This window comes from Campylobacter concisus, from assembly GCF_003048615.2.
GTDB classification, from domain to species: Bacteria; Campylobacterota; Campylobacteria; order Campylobacterales; family Campylobacteraceae; genus Campylobacter_A; species Campylobacter_A concisus_C.
This window is the reverse complement of the sequence record NZ_CP049263.1, coordinates 261,000-285,243: the sequence shown is the minus strand read 5'-3', so window position 1 is coordinate 285,243 and position 24,244 is coordinate 261,000. Positions and strand designations below refer to the sequence as shown.

The window sequence follows — 24,244 nt, the reverse complement described above, 5'->3', positions numbered from 1 at the left end:
TAAGCAATGCAAAGAAGAGAATTTTTAAAAAGATCAGCTGTACTCTCAACACTAACCGCAAGCGCTGTGCTAGCAGATGGCGAAAAAGACGACTACAAACCGCAGTCAAACTCGCTAGAGCCTGAATTTAGCGTAAAAGATGGCAAAATTTCACTTAACGACGGACATAGCGTTGTCTTTTCAATGTGCCACGGCTGTACAACGAAGTGTGGCATAAGACTTCACGTAGATGATAAGAACGACAAAGTTTTAAGATGTAGCGGCAACCCATACCACCCACTCTCAAACGTACACTGGGCAAATTTTGACACATCGATAAATGACGCTTTGCTTGCCACAACACTAAGCGGCGAAGATGAAAAGCGAGCCACAGTTTGCGCTAGAGGGGCGATCTTGCCTGAGATGATAGACTCGCCTGCAAGGATACTAACGCCACTAAAAAGAGTTGGCAAAAGAGGCGAGGGCAAGTGGAAGAGCATAAGTTTTGAGCAGCTAATAGAAGAGGTCGTAGAGGGCGGAGATCTCTTTGGTGAGGGGCACGTTGATGGCCTTAGAGCGCTATATAGCGATGAGCTAATCGACAGCGAAAACCCAGAGTACGGCACCAAGCGCAATCAATTTTTAAGCTTTTATCTATACGACGGACGCTCTGATATCGTCGATCGCTTTGTTAAAAAGTCATTTGGCACTATAAATCACTACTCACACGGCGGAATTTGCGGTGGCGGCTTTAGGGTTGGTGGCAAGATCGCACACAACGCAAAGGGCTTTGCACACACAAAACCAGACTATGAAAACTCTAAATTTGTTATCTACTGGGGCACTTCGCCGTCAAATGGTGGCAACCCTTTCCAAAAACAGGCAAAAATGCTCTCTTACGCAAGAGGCACTAGAGATGACTTTAGCTACGCAGTGGTAGACCCAAGCGTTACAAATGCTGTAAAATACGCCTCTTCAGACAAAGGCCGCTGGATAGCGATAAAGCCAGGCACCGACTCAGCTCTAGCAATGGCGATGATACGCTGGATTATAGAAAATGAAAAATACGCTACAAACTACCTTATCCAGCCAAATTTAGACCAAGCAAAGCTAGCAGGCGAGATACACTGGTGCAACGCCACGCATCTAGTCATCACCGAAAAAGGTCACAAAGACTACGGCAAATTTGCACTTATCAATAACGAGTGGCAGGTCTGCTCGCAAGATGGCAAGATACAAAGCTACAAGGTAAATGAACTAGCCAAGCTCTACTACAAAGGTAAAATTTTAATAGACGGCAAAAAAGTCGAGGTAAAAAGCTCAATGCAGCTTTTAAAAGAGTCAGCTTATAAGCACAGCTTAGAGGAGTACTCAAAAATTTGCGGCGTAAGCGTTGAAGATATCATCTGGCTTTGCGAAAATTTCACCAAAAACGGCAGACAGGTGAGCACAAACGTGCATGGCGGTATGATGCATACGCAAGCTGGTATGACTACTTTTGCGATCCTTTGTCTAAACACGCTAATGGGCACTTACGGCTTTAAGGGCGGCAACGTCAATGCAAGTGCCGGCACGCACGAGTTTTTAAAGGGCAGATATGATCTTGAGAGCTTTGAGGGCGCTTATAAGCCAAATGGTCTAAATTTATCAAGATCAGGCAAATACTACGAAACGAGCTCTGAGTATAAACGCAAAGTAGCAGCTGGCGGCAGCGGCTATCCATCAACTCAGCCATGGTATCCTATCTCTATGCCACTTGTAAACGAAACTCTTACAAGCCACAAGGCTGGCTATCCATACAAAGTAAAAGTTTTCATAAACTACATGACAAACGTACTTTACGGCCAAGCAGGACTTGAAAGAGCGGTTTTAGACGCACTAAAAGATAGTAAAAATTTACCACTTTTTGTGGGTATCGACGCCTTTATGAACGAGACAAACGCCTATGCTGACTACATCGTGCCAGACGGGGTAAATTTAGAAAACTGGGCACTTCCAAACTCTCTTTGGGGAACGATTGCTAAAACTTCAGTCGTGCGCTATCCAGCCGTTAGCTCAAAGCAGGCAAAGGATAAAAATGGCGGCGTGATCGACGTTGAGGCATTTTATATAGCCGTGGCAAAGAGACTTGGACTAAAAGGCTTTGGCAAAAATGCCTTCAAAGACAAAGACGGAAATTTCATGGACCTTGACGTAAAAGAGCAGTACTATGCGGCTGCACTGGCAAATTTAGCCTTTGACGGCGAGGGCGTGAAAGATATAAGCGACGAGGACAAAAAGCTTAGTAAGATATCAAGAGTGATGACAAAGCTTGATCCTTATCTAAAAGACGAAGAGAGGCCAAAAGTAGCGCACGTGCTAGCAAAAGGCGGCAGATATGATAGCTACGAGAGCGCATACAAGGGCGATAAAGCAACCGTAAAAGTGCCAGCGCCTACGCCAGCTTCGATCTACTATGAGCCACTTGGCGGACACAGACACTCGGTAACAGGCGAATATATGCCAGGAGTGCCAAGTCTAATGCTGCCAGTCGCGAGTGACGGCACGCCGCTTGAGAAATTTTTCCCACGCTCTGAGTGGAAATATACAGTTAGCTCAAGAAAGTCAAATATCCAGCACTTCTACACATTTGTTAGCCCAAGGCTAAGAGCCGTCCATCCTAGCAACTTCATAAGGATGGCGCCAGATGTGGCGAGCGAGCAGGGCATTCGCTCAGGCGATAAAGTCAAAGTGACTACGCCTTATGGAGCGCAAGTTGGCGAGGCGTTTGTGACTGATGGCGTTGCTAGCGGAGTTATCAGCATAGAGCATGGATTTGGTCATGATGAGTTTGGTATAAGAACGCACATCGTCGATGGAAAGCCAGCTTTTGGGATAGCAAATTTAGAAAAAGGGGTCAATCACAACAAGCTCGGACTTCTTGATCCAAAAAGAAATGGCGAATTTAGCCTAAATGACTGGTTGGTTGGTACTTGCGCTAGACAAGCACTTCCTGCAAAGATAAGAAAGATAGGCTAGTTTGATATAAATTTGGCGAGCAGAGTGAAATTTGCTTGCCAAATTTCATTTTCGTGATAGCTTTTGTCTTACGGCGTAAATTTATATGCATAGCAAGCTTTGGGCTGCTTGCAAGCTAAAAATTCTCACATTTCATAGTTAAATTTGATGTTTTAAATTTTGTATTGGTTAAATTTAATATCATCTGAAGTGTGCTAGCTGCTCCTTCAAGCAGCGTTTTAAATTTGCATGGGTTAAATTTAGTATTGCTAGTTTGCTCTATCTTTGAGTGCCTTAGTTCGCTAGATCCTCAGCCACTTTGGCAGCGAGTTTTAGCTTGTCACTATCAAAGTGTGTGTAAATTCGTGAGGTATTTAGACTAGCATGCCCAAGGGCTTCTTGTACTAACACAAGGTCTTTTTGCTTTTTATAAAGCATCGTTGCAAAGGTGTGGCGCAGCATGTGAGCGCCGTTTTTCTCTTTTCTGATGCCTGCTTTAAATAAAATTTGTTCAACTATGCGGCTAACATAAGCCTGCGTGAGCCTCGTGCCTTTTTTGTTTATAAAAAGGTATCCCTCTTTGTTGATGTAGTTTATGGCGATTGCGTTTAGATGAGCTTCGATTAGGTGGCGCTTTATCATTACTATGCGGTATTTGTTGCCTTTGCCACGAATTCTAATGATAAAAAGATCGCCATCTTCGGTGATATCTTTTCTCTTTAAATTTAGCGCCTCGCTCACACGAATTCCAGTAAAGATGATGACCTTGATGATAAGCTTGTTGCGGTTTGAGTTTTGCTTAAAGTCGCTCTGCTCGATCGCATCAAGAAATTTCTTGACCTCCTCTTCGCCCATAAACTCAGGCAGCTTTTGCCCTTTGTTGCCACTAACGCCGCCCCAGTTTTTTAAATTTATATCAAAAACATGAGCCTTGCCGTCCTCTTCGTTTTGCTTGTCTAAAAAGGCAAAGAAATTTATCACTGAAATTCTGTAGTTCTTCTTGCTCGCATCACTTAGTCCGCCAGTAGTACTTGCTAAAATTTCACTTAGCAACTCTTCATCGATCTGCTTTAGACTGCTAAGCTCATAAAATTTCATCGTCTCATATATCTTTTTAAGCGGGTTAAAGTAGGTATTTATGCCAGTTAGTCCTGCATTTCTAGCGCTTTTTACCAGCCCATCAAGCTGCTCTATGTTTTTTATCTCGCGGCTTAGGGCAAAATTTACACTTGCAAGCGCTTTTGGATCTCTTAGCTCCTTGTTTGAAAGCGAGCTAAGTTTAAATTTGACATAGCGAGTTAGCCAAAATATAAATGAGCTTTCAAAACTATCTTTGCAGTCAAGTGGAAATTTCAAAATAACGACCTTTAAATATTTATTTGAAAAGTATTATATTTGAAATTTTATGAAAAAGCTCAAAAACTATAAAAGCTTAAGCACGTATCCATTTTCAGCGGTTTCAAGCTTATATTTATGCATCTTATCAAGCTCTAAAACCACTCTGAAATACTTATCGTGCCAGCCGATTATGACGTTTTTAAATATCTCGTTTTCAAGCTTTAAATTTCTAGTTTTAAAGCTTCTTGGAGGTTTTGCAAAGTCAAGTACGATCTTGTTTTTTTCATAGGCAAAGTGCTTTAAATTTTTAGCTTTTGTTATGATATTTAGCTCTTTTTCATGCGCTAAAAAGCTCACAAATCCTAAGAATTTAATCTCTTTTTCGCTGCTTTTTATCTCTTGAACAGGCTTTGAGGCTGGCTCGATCTTTACTTCAACTACCTTTTGCTCAGGCTTAGCTGTCTCTTTTACTTTTTTTGTGCCAAGGTCGATCACCACGACGTTTGGAGTTGGCACATCTGAGGTTTTATTTCTATCTTTGTTTGAAATTTTAGTCTCATTTTTTTCTATTATAACCGGCGTGCTCACCTTTTGAGCTGGCACCTCCGCCATCGTGACAGAAACGTCTAGTTTTTTAGCTGCGACTGGTTCTGGATTTTTCATCTTGCTTAGGGCAAATTCATCGTTCCAGTCGATAGTTTTATTTATATCAGTTAGTCTTTTCTCTTTTATGCTGCCGTCATTTGCTCTGTATCTTATGGTGACATCAAGCAAAAGCATCGCATCGCTTGGAAATTTAAACGAGAGCGAGTTGAAACTGTCATATTTTTCTACGACATTTGTCGTCATAACGCTTGTATTTAGCTCGCTAATAGGCATGAAAGGGTTTTCTCTGGCGCATAAGCTCGCTACTAATAAAGGTAAAACTAACCAAATTTTCTTCATCGTTCCTACTTTTTGTTGGAGTCTGGCTCAAGGCCTTGCAATTCAAAATAATCTTTTTGCAGACGTGCATTCATTTTTTTCAAAATTTCCACGTCTTCGCTAAGCCTCTCTTTTTTGCTCTGAAGGCTTAGCATCACATCAAGTGAGCGTTTGCCAAACATCATGTTGCCCACGTAAAAGGCAAACATAGCCACGCAAATGGTGGCTATGACGTAGCGTAATGTCGGCCGAACAAATTTTACGATTTTATGAAATATGCCATCTTCTTTGCCATATTCATCTAAAATTTCGCTCAAATATTATCCCCTAAAAACTCACCCGCCTCAAGCTCGATCTCGAGCAAGCGGTTGTATTTTGCGTTGCGCTCGCTTCTTGAGGTGGCACCTGTTTTTATCTCGCCAGTATTTAGTGCGACTGCGAAGTCAGCGATAAACGCATCTTCGCTCTCGCCGCTTCTGTGGCTCATGATGCAGCGGTAGCCGTTTCTTTGAGCAAGGCGGACAGTTTGCATAGTTTGCGTGACTGAGCCTATTTGATTTGGCTTGATTAAGATAGCGTTTGCGATGTTTTTCTCGATGCCTTCGCGTAAAATTTTCTCATTTGTAACGAAAAGATCGTCGCCAACTAGCTGCACCTTGCTGCCAAGCCTTTTTGTAAGCTCAGCCCAGCCACTCCAGTCGTCCTCGCTAAGGCCATCTTCGATAGAGAATATCGGATATTTTTCGCAAAGTTTTTCATAGTAGCTAATGAGCTCGTCGCTGCTAAATTTCTTGCCCTCAAGCTCGTATTTGCCGTCTTTGTAAAGCTCGCTTGAAGCGACGTCAAGGGCAAGTTTTATCTGGCTGCCTAGCTCATATCCAGCCTCTTTTACGGCTTGTGAGATGAGCTTTAGTGGCTCTTCGTTGTCTTTTAAATTTGGAGCAAAGCCACCCTCATCGCCGACAGCTGTGCTGTGACCAGCTGCGTTTAGGATAGATTTTAGCTTGTGATAAATTTCAGTCGCAGCTCTAAGTGCCTCGCTAAATGTGCTAAAGCCAAATGGCATGATCATAAATTCTTGAAAATCAACGCTATTATTTGCGTGTGCGCCGCCATTTATGATGTTAAACATCGGCACTGGCAAGATGCTAGCGTTTGCACCGCCAAGATAGCGATAAAGCGGGATATTTAGGCTCTTTGCAGCTGCGCGAGCTACCGCCATAGATACGCCAAGGACAGCGTTTGCGCCTAAATTTGAGTAGTTGTGCGTGCCATCAAGCTCAAGCATCTCCGCATCGACTGCCTTTTGATTGTAAGCATCAAGTCCTATCACTGCCTCTGCGATCTTTTCATTTACATTTGAAACAGCCTTTAAAACGCCTTTGCCAGCATATCTCTCGTCTTTATCACGAAGCTCGAGCGCCTCACGCTTGCCAGTGCTTGCGCCACTTGGTACGATCGCGCTTGCCTCGGTTCCGTCGCTTAGTCTAACTGTCGCACGAACTGTTGGGTTGCCTCTGCTGTCTAAAACCTCGTGAGCTTCTACATCTTCAATAAATACCATTATTCATCTCCTGCTTCGTTTGTGTCGTCGTCTTCGTCTTTTGCGCCGCTGCTTATTAGGTGATCAATTCCCATTGAGCCTTTGATCGCCGCTACTATCTCATCAGAAATTTCTGGGTGCTCTTTTAGGTAGGCTTTGGCATTTTCTCTACCTTGACCCAGTTTTTCGGCCTTGTAGCTAAACCACGCACCTGATTTGTCGATGATGTCGAGCTTTACGCCATAGTCGATGATCTCGCCCTCTTTGCTCACACCCTCGCCAAACATGATGTCAAATTCAGCCACTTTAAATGGAGGCGCGACCTTGTTTTTAACGACTTTTGCTTTTGTGCGGTTGCCGATAGGCTCGTCGTTTTGTTTAAGTGTGGCTATCTTTCTTACATCGATCCTTACTGATGAGTAAAATTTAAGTGCATTACCGCCAGTTGTGGTCTCTGGCGTGCCATATCCCATCATACCGATCTTCATACGAATTTGGTTGATGAAGATAACAGTTGTCTTCATCTTGCTTAAAATTCCAGTTAGCTTTCTAAGCGCCTGACTCATAAGCCTTGCTTGAAGTCCCACGTGCTGATCGCCCATGTCGCCGTCTATCTCGCTCTTTGGAGTAAGAGCAGCGACGCTATCAACTACGATAAGATCGACCGCACCACTTCTTGCAAGTGTCTCAACGATCTCAAGTGCCTGCTCGCCAAAGTCTGGCTGAGAGACATAGAGGTTGTCGGTATTTACGCCTAAATTTGAAGCGTATTTTACGTCTAGTGCGTGCTCTGCATCGACAAATGCACAAATTCCGCCAGCTTTTTGCGCTTCAGCGATGATGTGAAGTGTGAGCGTAGTCTTACCAGAGCTCTCTGGTCCGTAGATCTCGATGATCCTGCCTTTTGGGACGCCGCCTATGCCAAGAGCCAGATCAAGCCCTAGCGAGCCAGTCGGTATCGACTCGATAGCCTCAACCTCTTTGTCGCCAAGTCTTAAAAGCGTGCCTTTGCCAAAAGCTTTATCGATCTGCTTTAGCGCAAGCTCAAGCGCCTTTTTCTTGTCCGCTTCGCTCTCTGGGATAGCTATCTTTTTGTCACTATCTTTTTCTTTTGCCATTTTTTACCTTATAGTTGAAATTTGGCTTGATTTTATCTAAAAAGAGATGAATTTTACTTGATTTACTCGCAAATTATAATATTTTCGCCAAGCAGTGCAGCGCTATCAATAAGAGCAAAAAGCTGCTCTTTTTCAAACAAAAATCCATAAATTTGATCTTCGTTTTTTAGTATCGCAAGCTTAAGCGGCTCTATAAGCGAGCTTGCGCAAAGATTTAAAAAAGCTTCATCGATACTGTTTTGTGAAATTTGGGGTTTGATTTTGAAATTTTCATCTTTTATAAAAGAGATAAATTCCTCTTGCGAGGTAGATTTATTAAATTTAAAAATTAATTTTTCTTTTAAGGCCTCAGCCAAAATTTCATCAAATTTAACTAGGTCGATGTGATCTTTTACACCTAAAATTTTGGCAAAATTTAGCAAGTTTTTATCATAATCAGCCACATTTTTCTCATGCTCGCTTTGTGCCTTTTTAGCCCTATAAATGGCGTAAAATCCGATAGCTATAAACAAAAGTGAAAGGGTAAAAACTTCGCTTAAAAACTCACTCATCATCATCCTTATAAAATGCAAACTTCAGTCTTAAGCTCTACGCCAAATTTCTCTAAAACTCTAGCTCTAGCCAAATTTATAAGGCTAGTGGCGTCTTCAAAGCTTGCGTGGTTAAAATTTATCAAAAAATTTGCGTGCTCTTCGCTAAATTTCGCTCCGCCGATAGCGTATCCCTTTAGTCCAACTGCCTCAAGCATTGCCCCCGCAAAGTGCCCTTCAGGATTTACAAAGCAGCTGCCAAAGCTAGCGCCTTTTGGTTGATTTGCTCTTTTTGCGCTTATAGCATCAGATATGCTCGCATCAAAGCCACTATGAAGCTCAAATTTAGCCCCCAAAATGGCCTCATCTATGCCGCTGTGGCGGTAGCTAAAGTTTATCTCATCTTTGCTCACCCAGCCACGAGCCAGACGCACATGCGTGAGGTTGTCGCTTATGCTAAATTTAAGCAGCCCAGCGTTCATTTTGATAAGTCCGCCAAGCGTGCCTGGGATATTTTTTAAAAACTCAAGGTGAGCTATGTTGTTTTGTTTGCAGAAGTTGTAAATTTTGGCTGATTTTGTCGCAGCACCTATCTCAAGGCAAATTTTTTCATCACAAATTTTTAAATTTATATAGTCAAAGCTCTTGCCAAGCATCGCCATTTTTGGGGGATTTGGCGAGATAAGAAGGTTGTTGCCCCCACCTATCATCACAGCGCCTAAAAAGTGAGGTGAGCTTAGATCTTCAAGACTATCAACCTCGAAAATTTCATGCACGCCGCCTATCCTAACTGAGGTAAATTTAGAAAAATCAACAAGCCTCGTCACTGGATAAATTCCGGTATAAAATCAAGCATGCGAGTGGTAAATTCAACCATCATCGAGATCATCCAAGGCATTAAAAATATGATGACAACGACGACTAGCAAAATTTTTGGCACGAAGCTTAGCGTGGTTTCGTTTATCTGCGTGGTCGCTTGAAAAATGGAGATGATAAGACCTGCTATTAGCCCGCTTAGCAGCATCGGAAGGCTGATATAAAGGGCGATTTTAAAGGTTTCAACTCCAAGTGAGACAAGCGTACTTTGCATCAGCTAAACCTTACTTCGTTGTATTCAGTTGGGATTAGATAGTCGTTTACGTCGATTGGCTTTTCAAAAAAGCCTTTGTCATAGCCTATTTGATAGAGCTTATTTAGCGCTTTTAACTGCGTTTCGTTCATACTTATTGACTCGTCATTTGCGTATAAATTTAGATACGCTTTAAGCTCCTCTTTGCCAACTCTGATGAGGTTTCGCTCCATTAGCATGTGAGATAAAAATGGCTTGTGCGAAGTGGCGATCCTGACAGCCTCGCTAAGCACTCTCTCGCACTCGATCGCATCAGTTATCGGTAGGCTTCGTCTAAGTGCCATGCCACCAAGTGGAAGTGGTAAATTTTCGCCGTTTAGCTCGCTCCAGATGTCCCAAATTTCGCGCTCTACGCAGAGCTGGTCTGAGAAATTTAAGATACTTTCATGTATGAGCACGCCAGCATCGACTTCGCCGCTAAGCACGGCATTTTCGATCTCAAGAAAATTTTTATAAACAATCCTTGCCTCTGGGTAGGCTATGCGAAATAGCAGGGCGTTTGTCGTGTTTTTGCCAGAGAGTGCGACCTTGAAATTTCTCTTTAGCTGCTTATCTTTTAGCTTGATAAGCTTTGGGCCGTATCCATTGCCAAAGCTTACCGCACAGCGTAAAAGTGCAAATTCATCGCAGATTTTTGGATAGAGCGCAAAGCTGATCGCCGTTGCCTCGTAAGTGCCTTTTAGCGCCTCTTCGTTTAGCGTTTCTATATCAAGCGCCTTTGATGTAAAGGCTAAATTTTTACTGCTAACCCAGCCAAATTTGACCGCAGCATACATGAAAATATCGTCAGCATCCGGCGAGTGAGCGACGTTTATGGTTTTTAGATTGTGCAAAGATGATCCTTTTTTTGATTACGCCATTTTAATGAAATTTATTTAAAATAAAGTTTTAAGGGCGGTTTTGAAACGATTTTACCAGCTTTGCCTCTTTGAAATTTAGCACGTATTTCACGTCTATGGCGTCTTTAGCCCCTTTTCTTCGAGCTTGGAGCGTTGAGTAAAACGGATGCTTATGTTCAAGCATCTTAATCAGTTTTTGATCGCTATCTTCTTTTTTTATACTTTTAACGATTATTGTCGTTATAAATTTGCCCTCAAACTCGTAAAATGGCCATACCATCACGCCTGCATCGCTTGTCTTAAAGTCGTTTATTTTAGACTTTTTAGGGATATTTAGCATGGAGATGATCTTTTTGCGAGAGCTCTCTAAGTTTTGCACGGAGATCACCTTTACAAGCAGGTCTTTTTTGACTCCGATGCCATTTTGACTAAAGCGATAAACGCCGTCCTCAAGGATGCCAACTTTTTCAAAGGCGTTAGCGTAGTTTGCGGCGGTGCAAGCGGTCAGTAAAAGCGACAGAAACGTTAAAATTTTTATAAATTTCATCTTCTCTCCTGAAATTTAACTCTCTTTAGCCTATCTGAAGCGAAATTTTTTCTGCCAAATTTAGCCTCACTTTTGCCGTTTAGCTCGACTAGATCGCCTGTAAAGCCACAAATGTCATTTTTAACAAGATAGCTTCCCACGCCATAAATATCAACTGGGGTGTTAAATTTCTCAAATTCACTCATTTTTTGTGGGTTAAAGCCTGAGCTAACGACGATTTTGACGTGCTTAAAGCCAGCTTTATCAAGTGCCTCTCTTAGGGCAAATATAAGCTCCTTGCAAACGCCGTGCGGGTCAATTTTACTCGTATCTTTGCCTTCAAAATACCTATCTATCAAATTTTTACTAGTATCCACCCTAACTGCGCCAAGCCTCTCTTTTAGGGCATTTGCAGCCTTTAAAGCGTCTGTTATCACGTCGTTGTTGTAATCAACCAAGGCCGTGATCTGCTCGTTTTCAAAGGTTTTAGCGTAAATTTGGCAAGCCTTCACCACGTCTCCGCCGCACATTTGAATGAGTGCATGAGGCATGGTGCCACCACCTTTTAGCCCTGTAAGCTCGCCCTGAGCGTCTGTGGCGACCTTTTTGATGCCACCTACAAATGATGCGTATCCGTCGCCTGGCTGCGTGCAGATGTCGTCTTGTCTATCAGCCATGCTAAAGACGTCCTTGCCATTTGCTGCTTTTATCACGTCTCTGGAGTTTGTCGCCACGCAGCTTCTTCTAGTAAGCGTCGCGTCGATGATGTTTTCTAAAAAGCCGAAATTTTCATACTTGCCGCTTATCTTTAAAACTGGCTCGTTTGCATTTATGATATCACCATCATCAAGTGCGTAAATTTCAAGCTCGCTTGGATTTTTGGCAAATTTATTGATTATCGCTAAAACCTCGTCGATGCCACAAAGCACGATATCATCGCGCCTTTGAAAAAACTGCATCGTCACGTGCTGATCAGGCAGATTTTGCTTAATTATCTCATTTACTTTTAGAAAGTATTTCGCCGTGAAGTAGCCCTCACCGATCCTAGGATCTAGCTTAAAAGTCCTGTCTGTTAGCCTCTCTATCTTGCCTTGCATCTTTAGCTCAAGTTCGTTCATGTCTGTCCTTTTGTTTTTGCGAGATTATACCATTTTAGAAAAAGAGTAAAATTGTAAAAATATATTTTAAGAATATATAAGAGTATATTTTATAAAATCTTGAAATTTTATTTTTAAAGGAAAAAATATGAAAAAATTTTTGCTTTTAATGGCCGCAGTCTTTGCATTTGGCAATGAAAATTTGCTAGTAAGTGCGGGCGGTGGATATAAAAAGATAGTCGAAGCAGTCGCGCAAAATCTCAAAAAAGATGGCGTAAATATTGATACCTCTTTTGCAAACATCAAAGCGATCATGGCGCAGGCAAAAGAGGGCAAAACTGACGTGATCGTTGGCGATGAGGACTTTTTGAAAAAGTCTGATCTAAAGATCACTGAATATGTAAATTTAGGCTCTGGCGCCTTGGTGCTAGCTACCAAAAAGGGCGTAAAAATAGAAAAAATTGACGAGCTAAAAACGCTTTCAAAAATCGCTATGCCAGACGCGGCAAAGACTGTTTATGGCAAAAGAGCTAGTGAATTTATGCAAAAAGCAAATTTAGATAGCGAGCTAAAGGATAAAATTTTAGCAGTTGCAGGCGTGCCACAGGTCGTTACCTATATATTAAACGGCGAAGTTGATACTGGCTTTATCAACCAAACTGAGCTAAACGCGCACAAGGATGAATTTGGTAGTTTTATCTTGATAGATAAGGCGCTTTATGCCCCTGCAAACATCGTAGCTGCAAAGCTTGAAGGGTGTGAGAAAAAGGCTGATTGCGAAAAATTTATAAACGAGATAAAAAGCGAAAGATCAAAAGAAATTTACGCTAAATTTGGCATAAGATAGGGCGAAATTTGCAAGAGCTCGCTTGGCTTTTTGATCCGCTATTTTTAAGTATAAAGGTCGTTTTGTGTCAAGGGCTTTTGCTTGCTATTTTTGGGCTGGCTCTTGCTTATTTTTTAGCCTTTAGTAGTTCTAAATTTAAAGTAGTTGCCGAGATGATAGTCACCTTTCCGCTCATCTTTCCACCCATTGCGACTGGATTTTTACTGCTTTATCTACTTGGCAAAAATGGCATCATCGGTAAGGCATTAAATTTAGATATCGTCTTTAGCTTTAAAGCCCTCGTTATAGCAGCCTTCATAGCCTCGCTGCCACTTTTTGTAAAGCCCGTAGCCTCAGCGCTAGGCTCACTTTCAAAAAGCCTTAGCGAGGCGGCATACAGCCTTGGTAAAAATAAATTTCAAACAGCTATTTTAGTGCTTTTTCCAAGCATCGCAAAAAGCGTAGCGGCAGCCTTTATCCTAGCGCTCTCACGAGGTCTTGGCGAGGTTGGCATAACGCTCATTTTAGGTGGCAATATCATAGGCAAAACAGACACCATCTCGCTTGCTATCTATAACGCTGTCTATGATGGCAGAAGTGATCAGGCACTCGCTTTAAGCCTTGTTTTAGTTGTGCTTAGTTTCGTCTTATTTTTTATTATAAATTTGCTAGATAAAATGAGAATTTAAAAGAAGCAAAAGTGGCGAGAGGATGAGAGAATCGAACTCCCCACCAGACGGTCAACCGCCCAGTCATCGGGTTTGAAGCCCGTGAGCATCACCAGATTACTTTATCCTCCGTGTGCGTTATTTTAGCAGATTTAGATAAATTTTAGCCCATTTTCTATAAACTTTTTGAAATTACAAAAGGATTTATGATTTCTAAATTTAGCGTTTTTGCATTTTTGGTCTTATTTTTTAGCTCTTGCTCCTCAGTCCTCACCCCAGCAACAGCGCCGCTAAATGTATATGACGCATACTCCATTTCTCGCGATAAACGCGGCATCTACTCGATCTCTCGTGATAAATTTATCCAAAGCAAGCTACAAAGCAAAATTTTGTTTTCAAAAGGACTTAGCAACATCGACATCGAGATAGAGGTCTTTTACGGCGATGCCTATCTCATAGGGCTTGTTGATAGCAAAGAGTTAGGAGATAAGCTAGTTGAGCTTGCCAAAAGCACGGACGGAGTGCGAAAAATTTACACCTATCTTAGGGTTAAAAAGAGCGAGTATCCGTGCGATAGCCTAAGCATACTTGCAAATTTAAAGCAAAATCTCTTTAAAGATAGCGTCGTTGAGGGCACAAATGTGCGAGTTAGCATCGTTGGCTGTGACGTTGTTTTTAGCGGTGTGGTAGATAGCATCGAACAAGAAAAGCACGCCATTTGGTACGCTAAGCACATTGACGGCGTGGCTGATGTCTATTCGTTTATCAAAGTTATCAAATAAATTTATACCTCGCGCTTTTTCACAAAACTTGCTATCAAACTTGGCAAGATGATGAGTGCACCAAGCAGCATAAATACCATAACAAGATCAGTTAGCAAGCCAAAATAAATAGTCGGTATAAAGTTGCTAGTTATCATCACGCTAAAACCAAGAAAAATGGTAAATGAGGTGTAATACATCGCGTATCCTATGCTAGCGTGTGCAGCCTTGATGCTCTCAAAAACATCTTTTGTAAGCAGCTCCTCTTTAAAGCGGTGGATGTAGTGGATGATATCATCAACGCCGATGCCTATACTAATGGCAGCAATCGTAATGCTCATCACATCAAGCGGTATGCCAAAAAATCCCATCACGCCAAAGAGCGTGCAAAGCGGGATCAAATTTGAAACAATGGCGATGGTTGCTAGCTTGATACTTCTAAAAACAAAGCAAAATATGACAAAAAGTATCGCAACCGTTAGTCCAAATGTATCAACCTGCGAGCTAAGTAAATTTTGAAGCATGTTGTTATAAAGCACCATCATACCGACAACTTCGATGCTTACGTTATCGTTTTTAGTAAGCTCTAAAAGCCCCTCTCTAAGCTCTTTGAGAAATAAATTTCGTCTAAGCTTTGGATCGCTATCAACGATCCTTAGGCTAAATCTAAGCTCGTCGTTTTCGACGCTTACATAAGGGCTTAACAAGATCTTTTTATACTCAAGTGGTAGTTTTTCATACATCGCAGCTAGCAAAAAATCATCACTAACGCCGTTATTTAGCTCTTTTATCGCCTTTATAAGCGTTGCAAGAGAGCTTACGTTGCCTACAAAATTTTGCTCTTTTAGATAGTCGTGAACCTTTTCTGCGATCCTTGTGTGGTAGCTGTTAAACCAGTATTTTGCGCTCTTTGCGTCGTTTTCAAACTCACTTTCAAAGTCATCTTTTTCATCACTTTTTTCTTGTTTTGGCTCGCTCTCTTTAAATTTCACTATCACATCAACTGGGATCGTGCCACCAAGCTTTGTGTCGATGATCTGCATGCCTTGGCGGATCTGCGTACTCTCTTTAAAGTAGCCAATGAAGCTGTTTTCAACCTTTATCTTACTGATGCCATAAACGCCAAAGCAGACAACAAGCACGCAAACTGCGTAGATGATCTTTCTTGAGTTTAGCGCCAAATTTGCGCAGTATTTTGTAAATTTAAAGCTATTTTCAAATGTCCTAACAGGGGCAAGCTTCTTTAAATTTACATTTACCGAGCCAAATAGCAAAAATGCAAGTACAAGTGAAACGCTAATGCCAGCACTCATCATAATGCCAAGCATGATAACTGGCTTTATATCTGCACTCATTAATGAGCTAAAGCCAATGACTGTTGTAAATATCGCCCAAAAAGATGGAGAAAATTTGTCACGAAGTGTCAGATAGATGAGCTGATTTTGACTGTATTTTGGATGTCTTGCGTAAAATTCTCTGTAGCTAACGACTAGGTGGATGACAGTTGAGATGGTGATAATTAGCTGAAGTGCGATGTAGTTTGAGCTAATGACCGTCACTTCCCAGCCAAACATACCAAAAATTCCAGTCGTAAAAATGGCACTTACCGCGCAGATAAACATCGGCAAGACGATCCATCTAATCTGCCTGAAAAATAGCCACAAACTAAAGCTAAGAAGCGCTAAAACGCTTAGCCCATAAACCAAAAGATCGCTCTTTATAAAGCCTATCATATCATCAGCGATCATGTTTGCGCCGCCCAAAAAGAGCTCATCGTTTGCGTTAAATTTAGCGATGGCTGTCTTTATGGCTTCAAGGTTTTTGTGATCGCTCTTTCTAAGCTCATCACGGTAGGCTTTAAACTCCGCTAAAAGCGCTTTAAATTTCTCTTTTTCTGCCTGCGTGATAGTGCCGTTTGACTCTTTTTGGCTAAGTAAATTTCGCTCATTTACAAGCTCATTAAATTTCTCATCTTGCTTTAAATTTAGCGCGATCGCCGTGGTTTTTAGATCTTTGCTTATCAAATTTCCGCTATAAATAGGACTTTTTGCAAACTCAAGCTTTGCTTTTGAGATATTTATATCTTTATCACTTAGCGTTGGCGTGTGATCCAAGATGCCTGTAACGCCACCTTTTACGCTATTTAGAAGTGGCACGTTTAAGATAGAGATGACGCTGCTAACCATATCGTTTTTGGCTAGCTCGCCACTCAAATTTTTAATAAGCTCTAAATTTTTAGGTGAAAAAAGATCATCTTTTGGGGTGAAAGCAACCACCAAAAGCCCAGGCGAGTCGTAGCGCTTTGCGATCTGCCTATAGGCTTTTAGATCTGGGTCATGTTCAAGCAGCAAAGTCTCAGCTGAAGCGTCGATGCTAAGCTTTGTGCTAAGGTAACCAAAAACTACGCTTAGAACTAGCACAAGCGAGATAACAAGCTTGTTTTTGGCAATGATAAATTTAAAAATTTGTCGCATTAAGGATTAGTTTTGTTTTGATCAGGCAAAACCGCTTCGTTTAGTTTTTGTAAAAGCGTATTAAAATCAGCATTATTTAGCACGTCGCCAAACTGACTTCTATAAGTTTGAATGATGCTCACACCAACGATATCAAGGTCGTAAATGAGCCAGCCACGCTCTTTTGCATCGTAAAATTTATAGACAAATTCATAGTTTTTGCCGTCATTTAGAAGCTCTGATGTGAGCCAGTATCTATTTTTTTGAGGCTCACTCTCTCCAGTGATGTGGATCTGTTGGTCTTTGTAGCCTAAGAGCTTGTCGATATATGAGCTTTTTAGCTTTTGCTCAAATGCTGCGTCAAATTTAGCTTGCTCGTCAGCACTTAGACTGTTGTAGCGTTTGCCAAGGCTGATCTTTGCCATTTGTTTGTAGTCAAATAGTGGATCAAGCAGAGCAAAAATCTCTTTTGTCTTTGCATTGTTATCTAAATTTGTATTTTTTAAAATTTCAATCACCTTTGTTGTCTTTGCCTCTATCTCAGGCTTTATCTGCTCTTTTGAGAGGGCAAAAAGGCTAGTTGCTAAAAGTAAAATTGCCGCAAAAGCTTTAAAAATTTTCATACTTACTCCTTGATAAGTTTATCGCGTCTTTGCTCGTAAGCATCGCGTAAAAATGGATATAGATCGATCGCGTCTTTGCGTAGTTTTTCATAAGCAGTTGGATCTTGTGAAAAGCCGTTAAATGCTCTATAAGATTTGATACCAAGCGATAAAAGCCTAGGATCAACGTAGCTGATAGGATCGGCAAAATAGTCTCCAACTAGGCCTCCAGTATCTCTTAAATTTGATGGTCCAAGCAAAGGCCAAACGATGTGAAAGCCGCTTCCTAGCCCCCAGTAACCGAGGGTTTGTCCAAAGTCTTCGTTGTGAGGCTTTAGATCATAGTATTTTGCCCCGTCCGTTAGCCCTCCAAAGCCAATTATCGTATTTGCCAAAAATCGCAAAGTCTCTTCGCCAGCATTTTGAAATTTAAACTGAAGCAAGTTATTTACAAAACGCACTGGAAAAAGAAGGTTGTCAAAGAAATTTGCAACCATCGTTCTAGCCGTAGCTGGCACGACATAAGCGTAGCCTTTTGCCACTGGAGTTAGCATATTTATGTAGATAAAGTCATTTACGTTTGTCATCACTCTGTTATAGCCACTAAGCGGGTCAAAAACATCTTTTTTTGCTTCAAACTCAACGTCAAAATCATCTTTTTCACTGTTTGCGTTCAGATCAGCGCTGGCACAGGCTAAAAGCAGGCTACAAAAGATAGCAAGCAAAAATTTCATCATAAAACCTTAAAATTTATTTATAAAAAACAGCTTGATTTTATCCTCTTGAAACTTTACAAGAAATTAAAGAAAATTTGTAATTTTAAGCTTGTGAATTAATATAATTAGATATACTTTGCAAATTATTATTATATATTTAGAGGTTAAAATTTTGAAAGCAGATATAAATTTAGAGCTATTTCTAGGCGAAGATACGCAGGTTTTAGCAAAGCATATAGCCCTACTTAAGGCGATAAAAGAGACAAAAAGTATCACAAAAGCAGCTGAGGTTGTCGGCATATCATACAAAAACGCTTGGGACTGCTTAGATACGATAAATAACAAAAGCAGCAAGCCACTCATAATAAGAGCCGACGGCAATAAGAAAAATAGCGGTTCAGAGCTTAGCCCATACGCCAAAAAACTGATAAAAATTTACGACGCTATCCTCGAGACACAAAAGGATTTTTTGCAAAAAATTTGCCAAAAGGTTGATTTTGAAGATGTTGATATCATAAATTTACAAAGAATGAGTATGAATTTAAGCGCTAGAAACCAGCTCTCATGCGAGATCGTTAGTATAAATAGAGGCGCTGTAAATTCTGAGATCACTGCAAAGCTAAGCAATGGCAACACGCTTGAAGCGACCATAACAGTTGAGAGCGAGAAAAATTTAGGCCTAAAAGTGGGTCAAAAGGTAGTTTTCATCTTTAAAGCGCCATCTGTCATCCTTGCAAAGGATCTTGATATAAAAATAAGCACTAAAAATCAGCTAAAAGGTGAGGTCATCGAGGCAAAGATAGGCGCTGTAAATGCCGAGGTCACGCTAAAACTAAGCGACGAGCAAACTTTAACTGCCATCATCACAAAAGATAGCGCGATGGATATGCAAATAGGCGTTGGTGACACGCTTTTAGCAATAGTAAAATCATCTCAAATCATAATAGGAGTATAAATGAAAAAGGTTTTTAAATTTCTATGTGTGGCAGCACTGCTTGCCATAAACGCTTTTGGCGCTGACGTAAATGTCTATGCCGCAGCAAACACGACTTATGCGTTTCCTGAGCTTATAAAAGAGTTTAACAAGCTTCATCCAGACGCTAAGATCAACCTAACTCTTGGCGCAAGCGGTGGCCTTGTTACCCAGATCCAAAATTCAGCTCCAGCTGATATCTTCATGGCTGCTGATATGGGCTTTGCGCAAAAAGCTTACGACACAGGCTTTGCAGTGGCTGCACCAAAAGTTTATGCACAAGGCGCTGTAGCGATCTTTTCTATAAGAGATGTGGATTTTAAAAAGGGCATCGAAGTGGTTCGTGGCTTAAAAGCGATCTCGGTAGCAAATCCAGAGACTGCACCTTACGGCAAAGCTAGTATCGAGGCTCTTAAAAATGCAAAACTTTATAACGAAGTAGATAAAAACATCGTCTATGCTCAAAAAATTTCTGAGACACTTTCTCAGGCACTAAGCGCTTCAGATGTTGGCTTTATCGCTGCTAGCGCGCTTTTTAGCGAGAAAATGGCAAAATACAAAGAGGGTACTAACTATATCTTCGTGCCTCAAGAGCTCTACACTCCGATCGATCAAGGCATCGTACTCTTAAAACATGCTGATGGTAACGCTGATGCAAAGGCATTTTATGAGTTTATCTTGGGCGATAAAGCAAAAGAAATTTTCAAGAAATTTGGCTACAACGTCCCAGCTAAATGATAAGAGCAAAGATCATTCAAATTTCATCTAAAGATGGCGTCAGCTTTTTTGGGCTTGAGTGCTTAAATTTAGGGACAAATTTATATATGCTAGCCTTAAATGAGGCTAGCAAATTTGCTCTAAATGATGAGGTGAGCTTAAATTTCAAAAGCTCAGACGTCGTCCTATCAAAGCTTAGACTTGAGGCTAGTTCGCTTGAAAATGAGCTAAAATGCGAGGTCGCTGGCATAAATCGCGGTGAAATTTTAAGCATAGTTGGCCTAAAGTGTGAGCAGTTTTGCTTTGAGGCTATCATCTCAGATCACGCTCTAAAAGGGCTAAATTTAGCGGTAGGCGGGCAGGTATTTGCCTACGTTAAATCAACAAGTATCCACGTAAGCGCTTAAAAATGATAGAAATTTCTTGCAAAAAAGAGCTAAATGGCGGTGGCGGTAAATTTATGCTTGAGGCCGAGCTTGCCTTTGAAAGTGGCGAGTTTGTCGCACTTTATGGAGCAAGTGGTGGAGGTAAAACGACGATTTTAAGACTTATCGCTGGCTTTGAAGCCCCACAAAGTGGCGTGATAAAGGTTGGAGATAAGATCTTTTTTGACGAAAAGACAAATTTAGCCCCGCAAAAGCGAAATATCGGCTTTTTATTTCAAGACTATGCACTTTTTGAAAATATGAACGTCTTTAAAAATTTACTCTTTGCAAATAATGATGAAAATTTAGCAAACAAACTACTTGAAATTTGCGAGCTAAAGAGCCTAAAAAACGCCAAGATAGGCGAACTTTCAGGCGGTCAAAAGCAGCGCGTAGCACTTGCTCGTGCGGTGATGAGAAAGCCTGAAATTTTACTACTTGATGAGCCACTAAGTGCCCTAGATAACGCTATGCGCGAGAAGCTGCAAGACTATTTGCTAGCGCTTCACGATGAGTTTAAGATGAGTGTTATCTTAGTAAGTCACGACATAGCTGAAATTTACAAGCTTTGTAGCAAGGTTTTTGTCCTTGAAAATGGCAAAATTTCAAGGTCTGGCAGTGCGAGCGAGATATTTTTAAAAAGTGCTGGATCGCAGAAATTTGCATTTAACGCTAAGGTTTTGGAGATCAAAAAGTGTGACGCCATTTTTGTAGCAAGCGTGCTAATAAACCGCCAAATTTGCGAGGTCGTGCTAAGTAGCGCAGAAGCTAGTGGACTAAGAGCTGGCGACACGGTGGTGGTTAGCACAAAAGCCTTTGGCGTAAATTTGGTAAAAGCATGATGAGTGAGCTAGCAAATATTGATTACGAGCCATTTTGGCTCTCGCTAAAGCTCTCTTTTATCACGACCTTTATCCTATTTTTCTTCTGCGTAGGGCTTGCTTACTTTATGTCGCAAAAGAAATTCTTTGGCAAGGCGTTTTTAGAGTCCATCATCTCGCTGCCTTTGGTGCTGCCGCCAAGCGTTCTTGGCTTTTATCTGCTCATTTTTCTCTCGCCTTACTCGGCCTTTGGTAAATTTATCGAAGAGCTCTTTGGCGTGAGGCTAGTTTTTAACTTCACTGGCCTTGTTGTGGCAAGCTGCATCTACTCGCTGCCATTTATGTTTGGGCCCATTTATGCTGGGCTAAATAGTCTAAAAAAGAGCCTTTTTGAGGCGAGCTACAGCCTTGGCAAAAGCAAGCTCACGACCATTTTTAGAGTGATCTTGCCAAGTATCAGATCAAATTTACTAACCGCGATCGTTGTTAGCTTCGCTCATACGATGGGCGAGTTTGGCGTGGTTTTGATGATAGGTGGTAGCGTGGCTGGCGAGAGCAAGGTCGCTAGTATCGCGATATTTGAAGCAGTTGAGATGCTTGACTATACCAAAGCTCACATTTACGCTCTTTTGATGCTAATAATTAGCTTTTTCGTTCTTTTTGTCGTCTATCTCTTAAATTCAAAAAAAGCTTAAAGATATATAATAGATAAAATTTTTAAAGGACAAAACATGATAAAAGTGCCTACAAGCATCTATTTAAGGACTTTAGACGGTAAAAAATTTGACTTTTCAGCCTTTGCAAGGACCCACGACTGCGTAGTTTTTATCTATCCAAAGATAGGCGAGGACTTCGAGCTTTTAAGCGAACAGCTACAAAAAACTGCTGGCATGAAAGGCTGCACCAAACAAGCGATAAACTACAAAAAACTTCTTAAAGAATTTAACGATCTTGGCTTTATGGTAGTAGCTATTGGCTCCCAAGATATCGCAGCTCAGAAGAAATTTGAAGAAGAGACCGCAACTGGCGTGATGTTTTTAAATGATAGCGAGTTTATGCTAGAGCGCGCGCTTGAATTGCCTGTATTTGCAGCTTCAAATGGGCATAAATTTTACTTTCGTCAAACACTTATCATAAAAGGTGGCAATATAAGGCGCGCATATATAGTTGATGAACCTGAAAACGACGCTAAAAATATGTTGGAGAAGATAAAAAACGAAGACTACTAAGGATAGAAGATGGACAAAAATAGCAAGATCGAAAAGTCTTATGACGAGCTAACATATAAATCAGCGGCATTTGCGCAGTCATCGCCCTATAAACTAGAGGCTTGCGCCACACTTCTTGGTATCAATCCACCGCCTTGCAAAAATGCAAAAGTTTTGGAGATAGGTTGCAGTTTTGGTGGAAATTTGATCCCATTTGCCGTAAATAACGAGAATGCAAGAGTAGTTGGCATCGATCTTAGCGGCGAGCAAATAAGGCGTGGTAAAGAGATCGTTAAAGAAATAGGACTACAAAATTTAGAGCTAATTCACGGCGATATCTGCGAGTTTAAAAGTGATGAGAAATTTGACTATATCATCGCTCACGGCGTCTTTAGCTGGGTGCCTGACTTTGTGAAAGATGCTATTTTAAAGGTCGTAAGAGAAAATTTAAGTCAAAACGGCGTGGCGTTTATCTCTTATAACACATACCCAGGCTGGAAGATAAAAGATGTCGTGCGTGATCTCATGCTACTTGCCGCAAAAGATAAAGATAGCACAGAAGAGAGGCTAAAAGCTGCTAAAGAGGCGCTTTTAGTATATAAAGAGGTCTTGCTAACAAAGCTTGGAGAAAATTATGAAGATAAAATCCCTGCAAAGTTGCTGCTTCACTGGATAGATAACGTGCTTGAAAAGGATGATTTTTATATAGCTCATGAGTTTTTAGAAGAGATAAACGATCCATTTTACTTTAAAGACTTTAACGCCATGCTAGCTAAAAACGATCTTGCCTATCTTTGCGAATATGGACTTGAAGACCTTTTTGTACCAGATCTTGGTATAGAGCATGTAGATAACTATAAAGATAAGAAATTTAAAGATAGGATCGATCTAGAGCAGTTTTTAGATATAGTTAGCAACAAGGTCTTTAGGCAAAGTCTCATCGTGCATGCTAAAGCTTATGAGAGCGTGGCTAATAAACAAATAGGACCAAGCGATGTAAATAAAATTCACGTCGTGGCCGACTTTGTAAAAAAAGATGATGGCTGGCATGATAAATTTTCTCTTATGCCTCAAGATATATCTTGGCTTTGTGAGGTCTTTTATAGGATGTATCCAGCTAGCATAAATCTCTCTCAAATTTTAGAGATTTTGCCAGAAGATAAACTCATGGTTTATAGCGCTTTTGTAAGGCTTTTAACTAACTCAGCAAGCGCAATGATCGTAAAAGATGAGCTAAAAGATATAGAGTACGCTCCAAATCACTCAAGGCTAAAGGCAAATTTAACTGGCTATATAAAGTACTTTTTAAACCATAAAGATAACGCAGACATTACCTTTGCAAACAAATTTGGTCTCACAGAACGTCTTGACAGGCTTGATTACTATATATTTTTACTACTTGATGGCAAAAATACTTTAGAAGAAATAGCTGCTAAGAGTTTAAAATTTGTAAAAGAAAACAGCATAAAAATATCTGATAAAAATGGCAAAGAGCTTAAAAACGAAAAACTAGTCACTCACTTAAAGGGCTACATCGTAGGCACAGCAAAGATAGCTAGCATGCTCTATTTGCTTGAGGAAATTTAAAATGAAAAAAATTCTTGCTCTTATATTTTGTATATTTCTAGCAGGTTGTGCTAGCAAGCCAAGCGTGAAAAATCTAAATCTTAAAAGCAGCCTAGACTATGGTGGCGAAGAGCTTGCAAAGATACTTGAGCAAGATGATGCAGTGGCATTTAGCAGCAACTTGCGTGAGGGAGTTTTCATCTATATAAGCAATGCTAAAGTCGCAAACTATCTTGGCGTAGTAAGAGCTGAGAGACACGCCAAATTTAGCGTAAAAGAGCTAGGTAAAAACGATCTTTTGATAAAAAGCATAAATGATCTAACGCAAAGCTTTGATGCTAGTTTGGAGCGAGCTAGAGAGCTAAAATGTGGCACTTTAGTGATCAGACTAAAAGATAAATTTCAAGATTTAGAAGCGGCAAATAAATTTTTAGAGCAAAACGAGAGCGCATTTTTAAAGATGAGTGGTGAGATAATGTGCAAGTAGC

26 protein-coding genes and 1 tRNA gene are annotated in these 24,244 nt (G+C 40.9%); 12 read left to right on the top strand and 15 right to left on the bottom strand.

What is annotated here, in order from left to right; translation table 11 throughout:
* The first annotated feature begins 6 nt into the window (after positions 1–6).
* Complete coding sequence (locus tag CVS89_RS01520; RefSeq protein ID WP_107848085.1) at positions 7–2,997, top strand: molybdopterin dinucleotide binding domain-containing protein; 2,991 nt, start codon at positions 7–9, stop codon at positions 2,995–2,997.
* Positions 2,998–3,270: 273 nt separating this feature from the next.
* Here the strand turns inward: CVS89_RS01520 and CVS89_RS01515 are convergent, their stop codons facing one another.
* The 11 genes from CVS89_RS01515 to CVS89_RS01465 all read right to left on the bottom strand — a co-directional run bounded on the left by CVS89_RS01515 (position 3,271) and on the right by CVS89_RS01465 (position 12,041).
* Positions 3,271–4,332: a tyrosine-type recombinase/integrase gene (locus tag CVS89_RS01515; RefSeq protein WP_107848084.1), complete on the bottom strand. Its 1,062-nt coding sequence runs from the start codon at positions 4,330–4,332 to the stop codon at positions 3,271–3,273.
* Between the two features lie 66 nt (positions 4,333–4,398).
* A complete protein-coding gene (locus CVS89_RS01510) occupies positions 4,399–5,259 on the bottom strand; it encodes an AMIN domain-containing protein (protein ID WP_107848083.1) in 861 nt (286 codons plus the stop codon).
* Between the two features lie 5 nt (positions 5,260–5,264).
* Positions 5,265–5,447, bottom strand: coding sequence for a hypothetical protein (locus CVS89_RS10185; RefSeq protein WP_178140078.1), 183 nt, complete (start codon positions 5,445–5,447; stop codon positions 5,265–5,267).
* Between the two features lie 104 nt (positions 5,448–5,551).
* Positions 5,552–6,802 carry a phosphopyruvate hydratase gene (gene eno, locus CVS89_RS01500; RefSeq protein ID WP_002940828.1) on the bottom strand — a complete coding sequence of 417 codons (1,251 nt, stop codon included), beginning with the start codon at positions 6,800–6,802 and terminating at the stop codon, positions 5,552–5,554.
* The gene (recA, locus tag CVS89_RS01495) at positions 6,802–7,899 is read right to left on the bottom strand and encodes a recombinase RecA (RefSeq protein WP_021085361.1); all 1,098 of its coding nucleotides are present in this window, start codon (positions 7,897–7,899) and stop codon (positions 6,802–6,804) included. Before recA ends, eno begins: the two co-directional genes overlap by 1 nt.
* A 62-nt stretch (positions 7,900–7,961) precedes the next feature.
* On the bottom strand, positions 7,962–8,450 hold the full coding sequence (locus CVS89_RS01490; protein ID WP_107848082.1) for an addiction module antitoxin: 489 nt from the start codon (positions 8,448–8,450) through the stop codon (positions 7,962–7,964).
* Between the two features lie 8 nt (positions 8,451–8,458).
* A complete protein-coding gene (locus tag CVS89_RS01485) occupies positions 8,459–9,256 on the bottom strand; it encodes a UDP-N-acetylmuramate dehydrogenase (protein ID WP_107848081.1) in 798 nt (265 codons plus the stop codon).
* Complete coding sequence (gene fliQ, locus CVS89_RS01480; RefSeq protein ID WP_223154231.1) at positions 9,253–9,522, bottom strand: flagellar biosynthesis protein FliQ; 270 nt, start codon at positions 9,520–9,522, stop codon at positions 9,253–9,255. Before fliQ ends, CVS89_RS01485 begins: the two co-directional genes overlap by 4 nt.
* Positions 9,519–10,334, bottom strand: coding sequence for a menaquinone biosynthesis family protein (locus CVS89_RS01475; RefSeq protein ID WP_233091267.1), 816 nt, complete (start codon positions 10,332–10,334; stop codon positions 9,519–9,521). The genes fliQ and CVS89_RS01475 overlap by 4 nt, the downstream gene beginning before the upstream one ends.
* 112 nt (positions 10,335–10,446) lie before the next feature.
* Positions 10,447–10,944, bottom strand: a complete 498-nt coding sequence (locus CVS89_RS01470; protein ID WP_107848079.1) for a chemotaxis protein — start codon at positions 10,942–10,944, stop codon at positions 10,447–10,449.
* The gene (locus CVS89_RS01465) at positions 10,941–12,041 is read right to left on the bottom strand and encodes a nicotinate phosphoribosyltransferase (RefSeq protein ID WP_107848078.1); all 1,101 of its coding nucleotides are present in this window, start codon (positions 12,039–12,041) and stop codon (positions 10,941–10,943) included. The genes CVS89_RS01470 and CVS89_RS01465 overlap by 4 nt, the downstream gene beginning before the upstream one ends.
* A 127-nt stretch (positions 12,042–12,168) precedes the next feature.
* Between CVS89_RS01465 and modA (CVS89_RS01460) the strand changes: the two genes are divergently transcribed.
* A complete protein-coding gene (gene modA, locus CVS89_RS01460) occupies positions 12,169–12,867 on the top strand; it encodes a molybdate ABC transporter substrate-binding protein (protein WP_107848077.1) in 699 nt (232 codons plus the stop codon).
* Between the two features lie 8 nt (positions 12,868–12,875).
* Complete coding sequence (locus CVS89_RS01455; protein ID WP_107848076.1) at positions 12,876–13,535, top strand: molybdate ABC transporter permease subunit; 660 nt, start codon at positions 12,876–12,878, stop codon at positions 13,533–13,535.
* A 12-nt stretch (positions 13,536–13,547) separates the two neighbouring features.
* Here CVS89_RS01455 and CVS89_RS01450 read toward each other — a convergent pair.
* Positions 13,548–13,645, bottom strand: a tRNA-Sec gene (locus CVS89_RS01450).
* A gap of 75 nt (positions 13,646–13,720) precedes the next feature.
* Here CVS89_RS01450 and CVS89_RS01445 point away from each other — a divergent pair.
* A complete protein-coding gene (locus CVS89_RS01445) occupies positions 13,721–14,296 on the top strand; it encodes a BON domain-containing protein (protein ID WP_103589888.1) in 576 nt (191 codons plus the stop codon).
* Positions 14,297–14,298: 2 nt separating this feature from the next.
* Here CVS89_RS01445 and CVS89_RS01440 read toward each other — a convergent pair whose 3' ends face one another.
* Genes CVS89_RS01440 through CVS89_RS01430 form a run of 3 tightly spaced genes read right to left on the bottom strand, consistent with a single transcriptional unit; the run spans position 14,299 to position 18,064 of the window.
* Positions 14,299–16,749: an efflux RND transporter permease subunit gene (locus CVS89_RS01440; protein ID WP_107848075.1), complete on the bottom strand. Its 2,451-nt coding sequence runs from the start codon at positions 16,747–16,749 to the stop codon at positions 14,299–14,301.
* Entirely contained in the window at positions 16,749–17,351 is a 603-nt protein-coding gene (locus CVS89_RS01435) for an ABC transporter substrate-binding protein (RefSeq protein ID WP_107848074.1), read from the bottom strand. Before CVS89_RS01435 ends, CVS89_RS01440 begins: the two co-directional genes overlap by 1 nt.
* A 2-nt stretch (positions 17,352–17,353) precedes the next feature.
* Positions 17,354–18,064, bottom strand: a complete 711-nt coding sequence (locus tag CVS89_RS01430) for an MlaA family lipoprotein (RefSeq protein ID WP_107848073.1) — start codon at positions 18,062–18,064, stop codon at positions 17,354–17,356.
* A 154-nt stretch (positions 18,065–18,218) separates the two neighbouring features.
* Here CVS89_RS01430 and CVS89_RS01425 point away from each other — a divergent pair, with 154 nt between their 5' ends.
* Genes CVS89_RS01425 through CVS89_RS01390 form a run of 8 tightly spaced genes read left to right on the top strand, consistent with a single transcriptional unit; the run spans position 18,219 to position 24,243 of the window.
* Positions 18,219–19,001, top strand: coding sequence for a TOBE domain-containing protein (locus tag CVS89_RS01425; protein WP_103581455.1), 783 nt, complete (start codon positions 18,219–18,221; stop codon positions 18,999–19,001).
* Positions 19,002–19,757, top strand: coding sequence for a molybdate ABC transporter substrate-binding protein (gene modA, locus CVS89_RS01420; protein ID WP_107848072.1), 756 nt, complete (start codon positions 19,002–19,004; stop codon positions 19,755–19,757). It begins immediately after the preceding gene.
* Positions 19,754–20,143, top strand: a complete 390-nt coding sequence (locus CVS89_RS01415) for a TOBE domain-containing protein (RefSeq protein WP_107848071.1) — start codon at positions 19,754–19,756, stop codon at positions 20,141–20,143. Before modA (CVS89_RS01420) ends, CVS89_RS01415 begins: the two co-directional genes overlap by 4 nt.
* Before the next feature lie 2 nt (positions 20,144–20,145).
* Entirely contained in the window at positions 20,146–21,003 is an 858-nt protein-coding gene (locus tag CVS89_RS01410) for a sulfate/molybdate ABC transporter ATP-binding protein (RefSeq protein ID WP_107848070.1), read from the top strand.
* Entirely contained in the window at positions 21,003–21,677 is a 675-nt protein-coding gene (gene modB, locus CVS89_RS01405; protein ID WP_107848069.1) for a molybdate ABC transporter permease subunit, read from the top strand. Before CVS89_RS01410 ends, modB begins: the two co-directional genes overlap by 1 nt.
* A 36-nt stretch (positions 21,678–21,713) precedes the next feature.
* Complete coding sequence (locus CVS89_RS01400; RefSeq protein WP_107848068.1) at positions 21,714–22,211, top strand: redoxin family protein; 498 nt, start codon at positions 21,714–21,716, stop codon at positions 22,209–22,211.
* Between the two features lie 9 nt (positions 22,212–22,220).
* The gene (locus tag CVS89_RS01395; protein WP_107848067.1) at positions 22,221–23,777 is read left to right on the top strand and encodes a class I SAM-dependent methyltransferase; all 1,557 of its coding nucleotides are present in this window, start codon (positions 22,221–22,223) and stop codon (positions 23,775–23,777) included.
* Position 23,778: 1 nt separating this feature from the next.
* Positions 23,779–24,243 (top strand): damage-inducible protein, encoded by a 465-nt coding sequence (locus CVS89_RS01390; protein ID WP_107848066.1) that lies wholly within the window; start codon positions 23,779–23,781, stop codon positions 24,241–24,243.
* Position 24,244 lies beyond the last annotated feature (1 nt).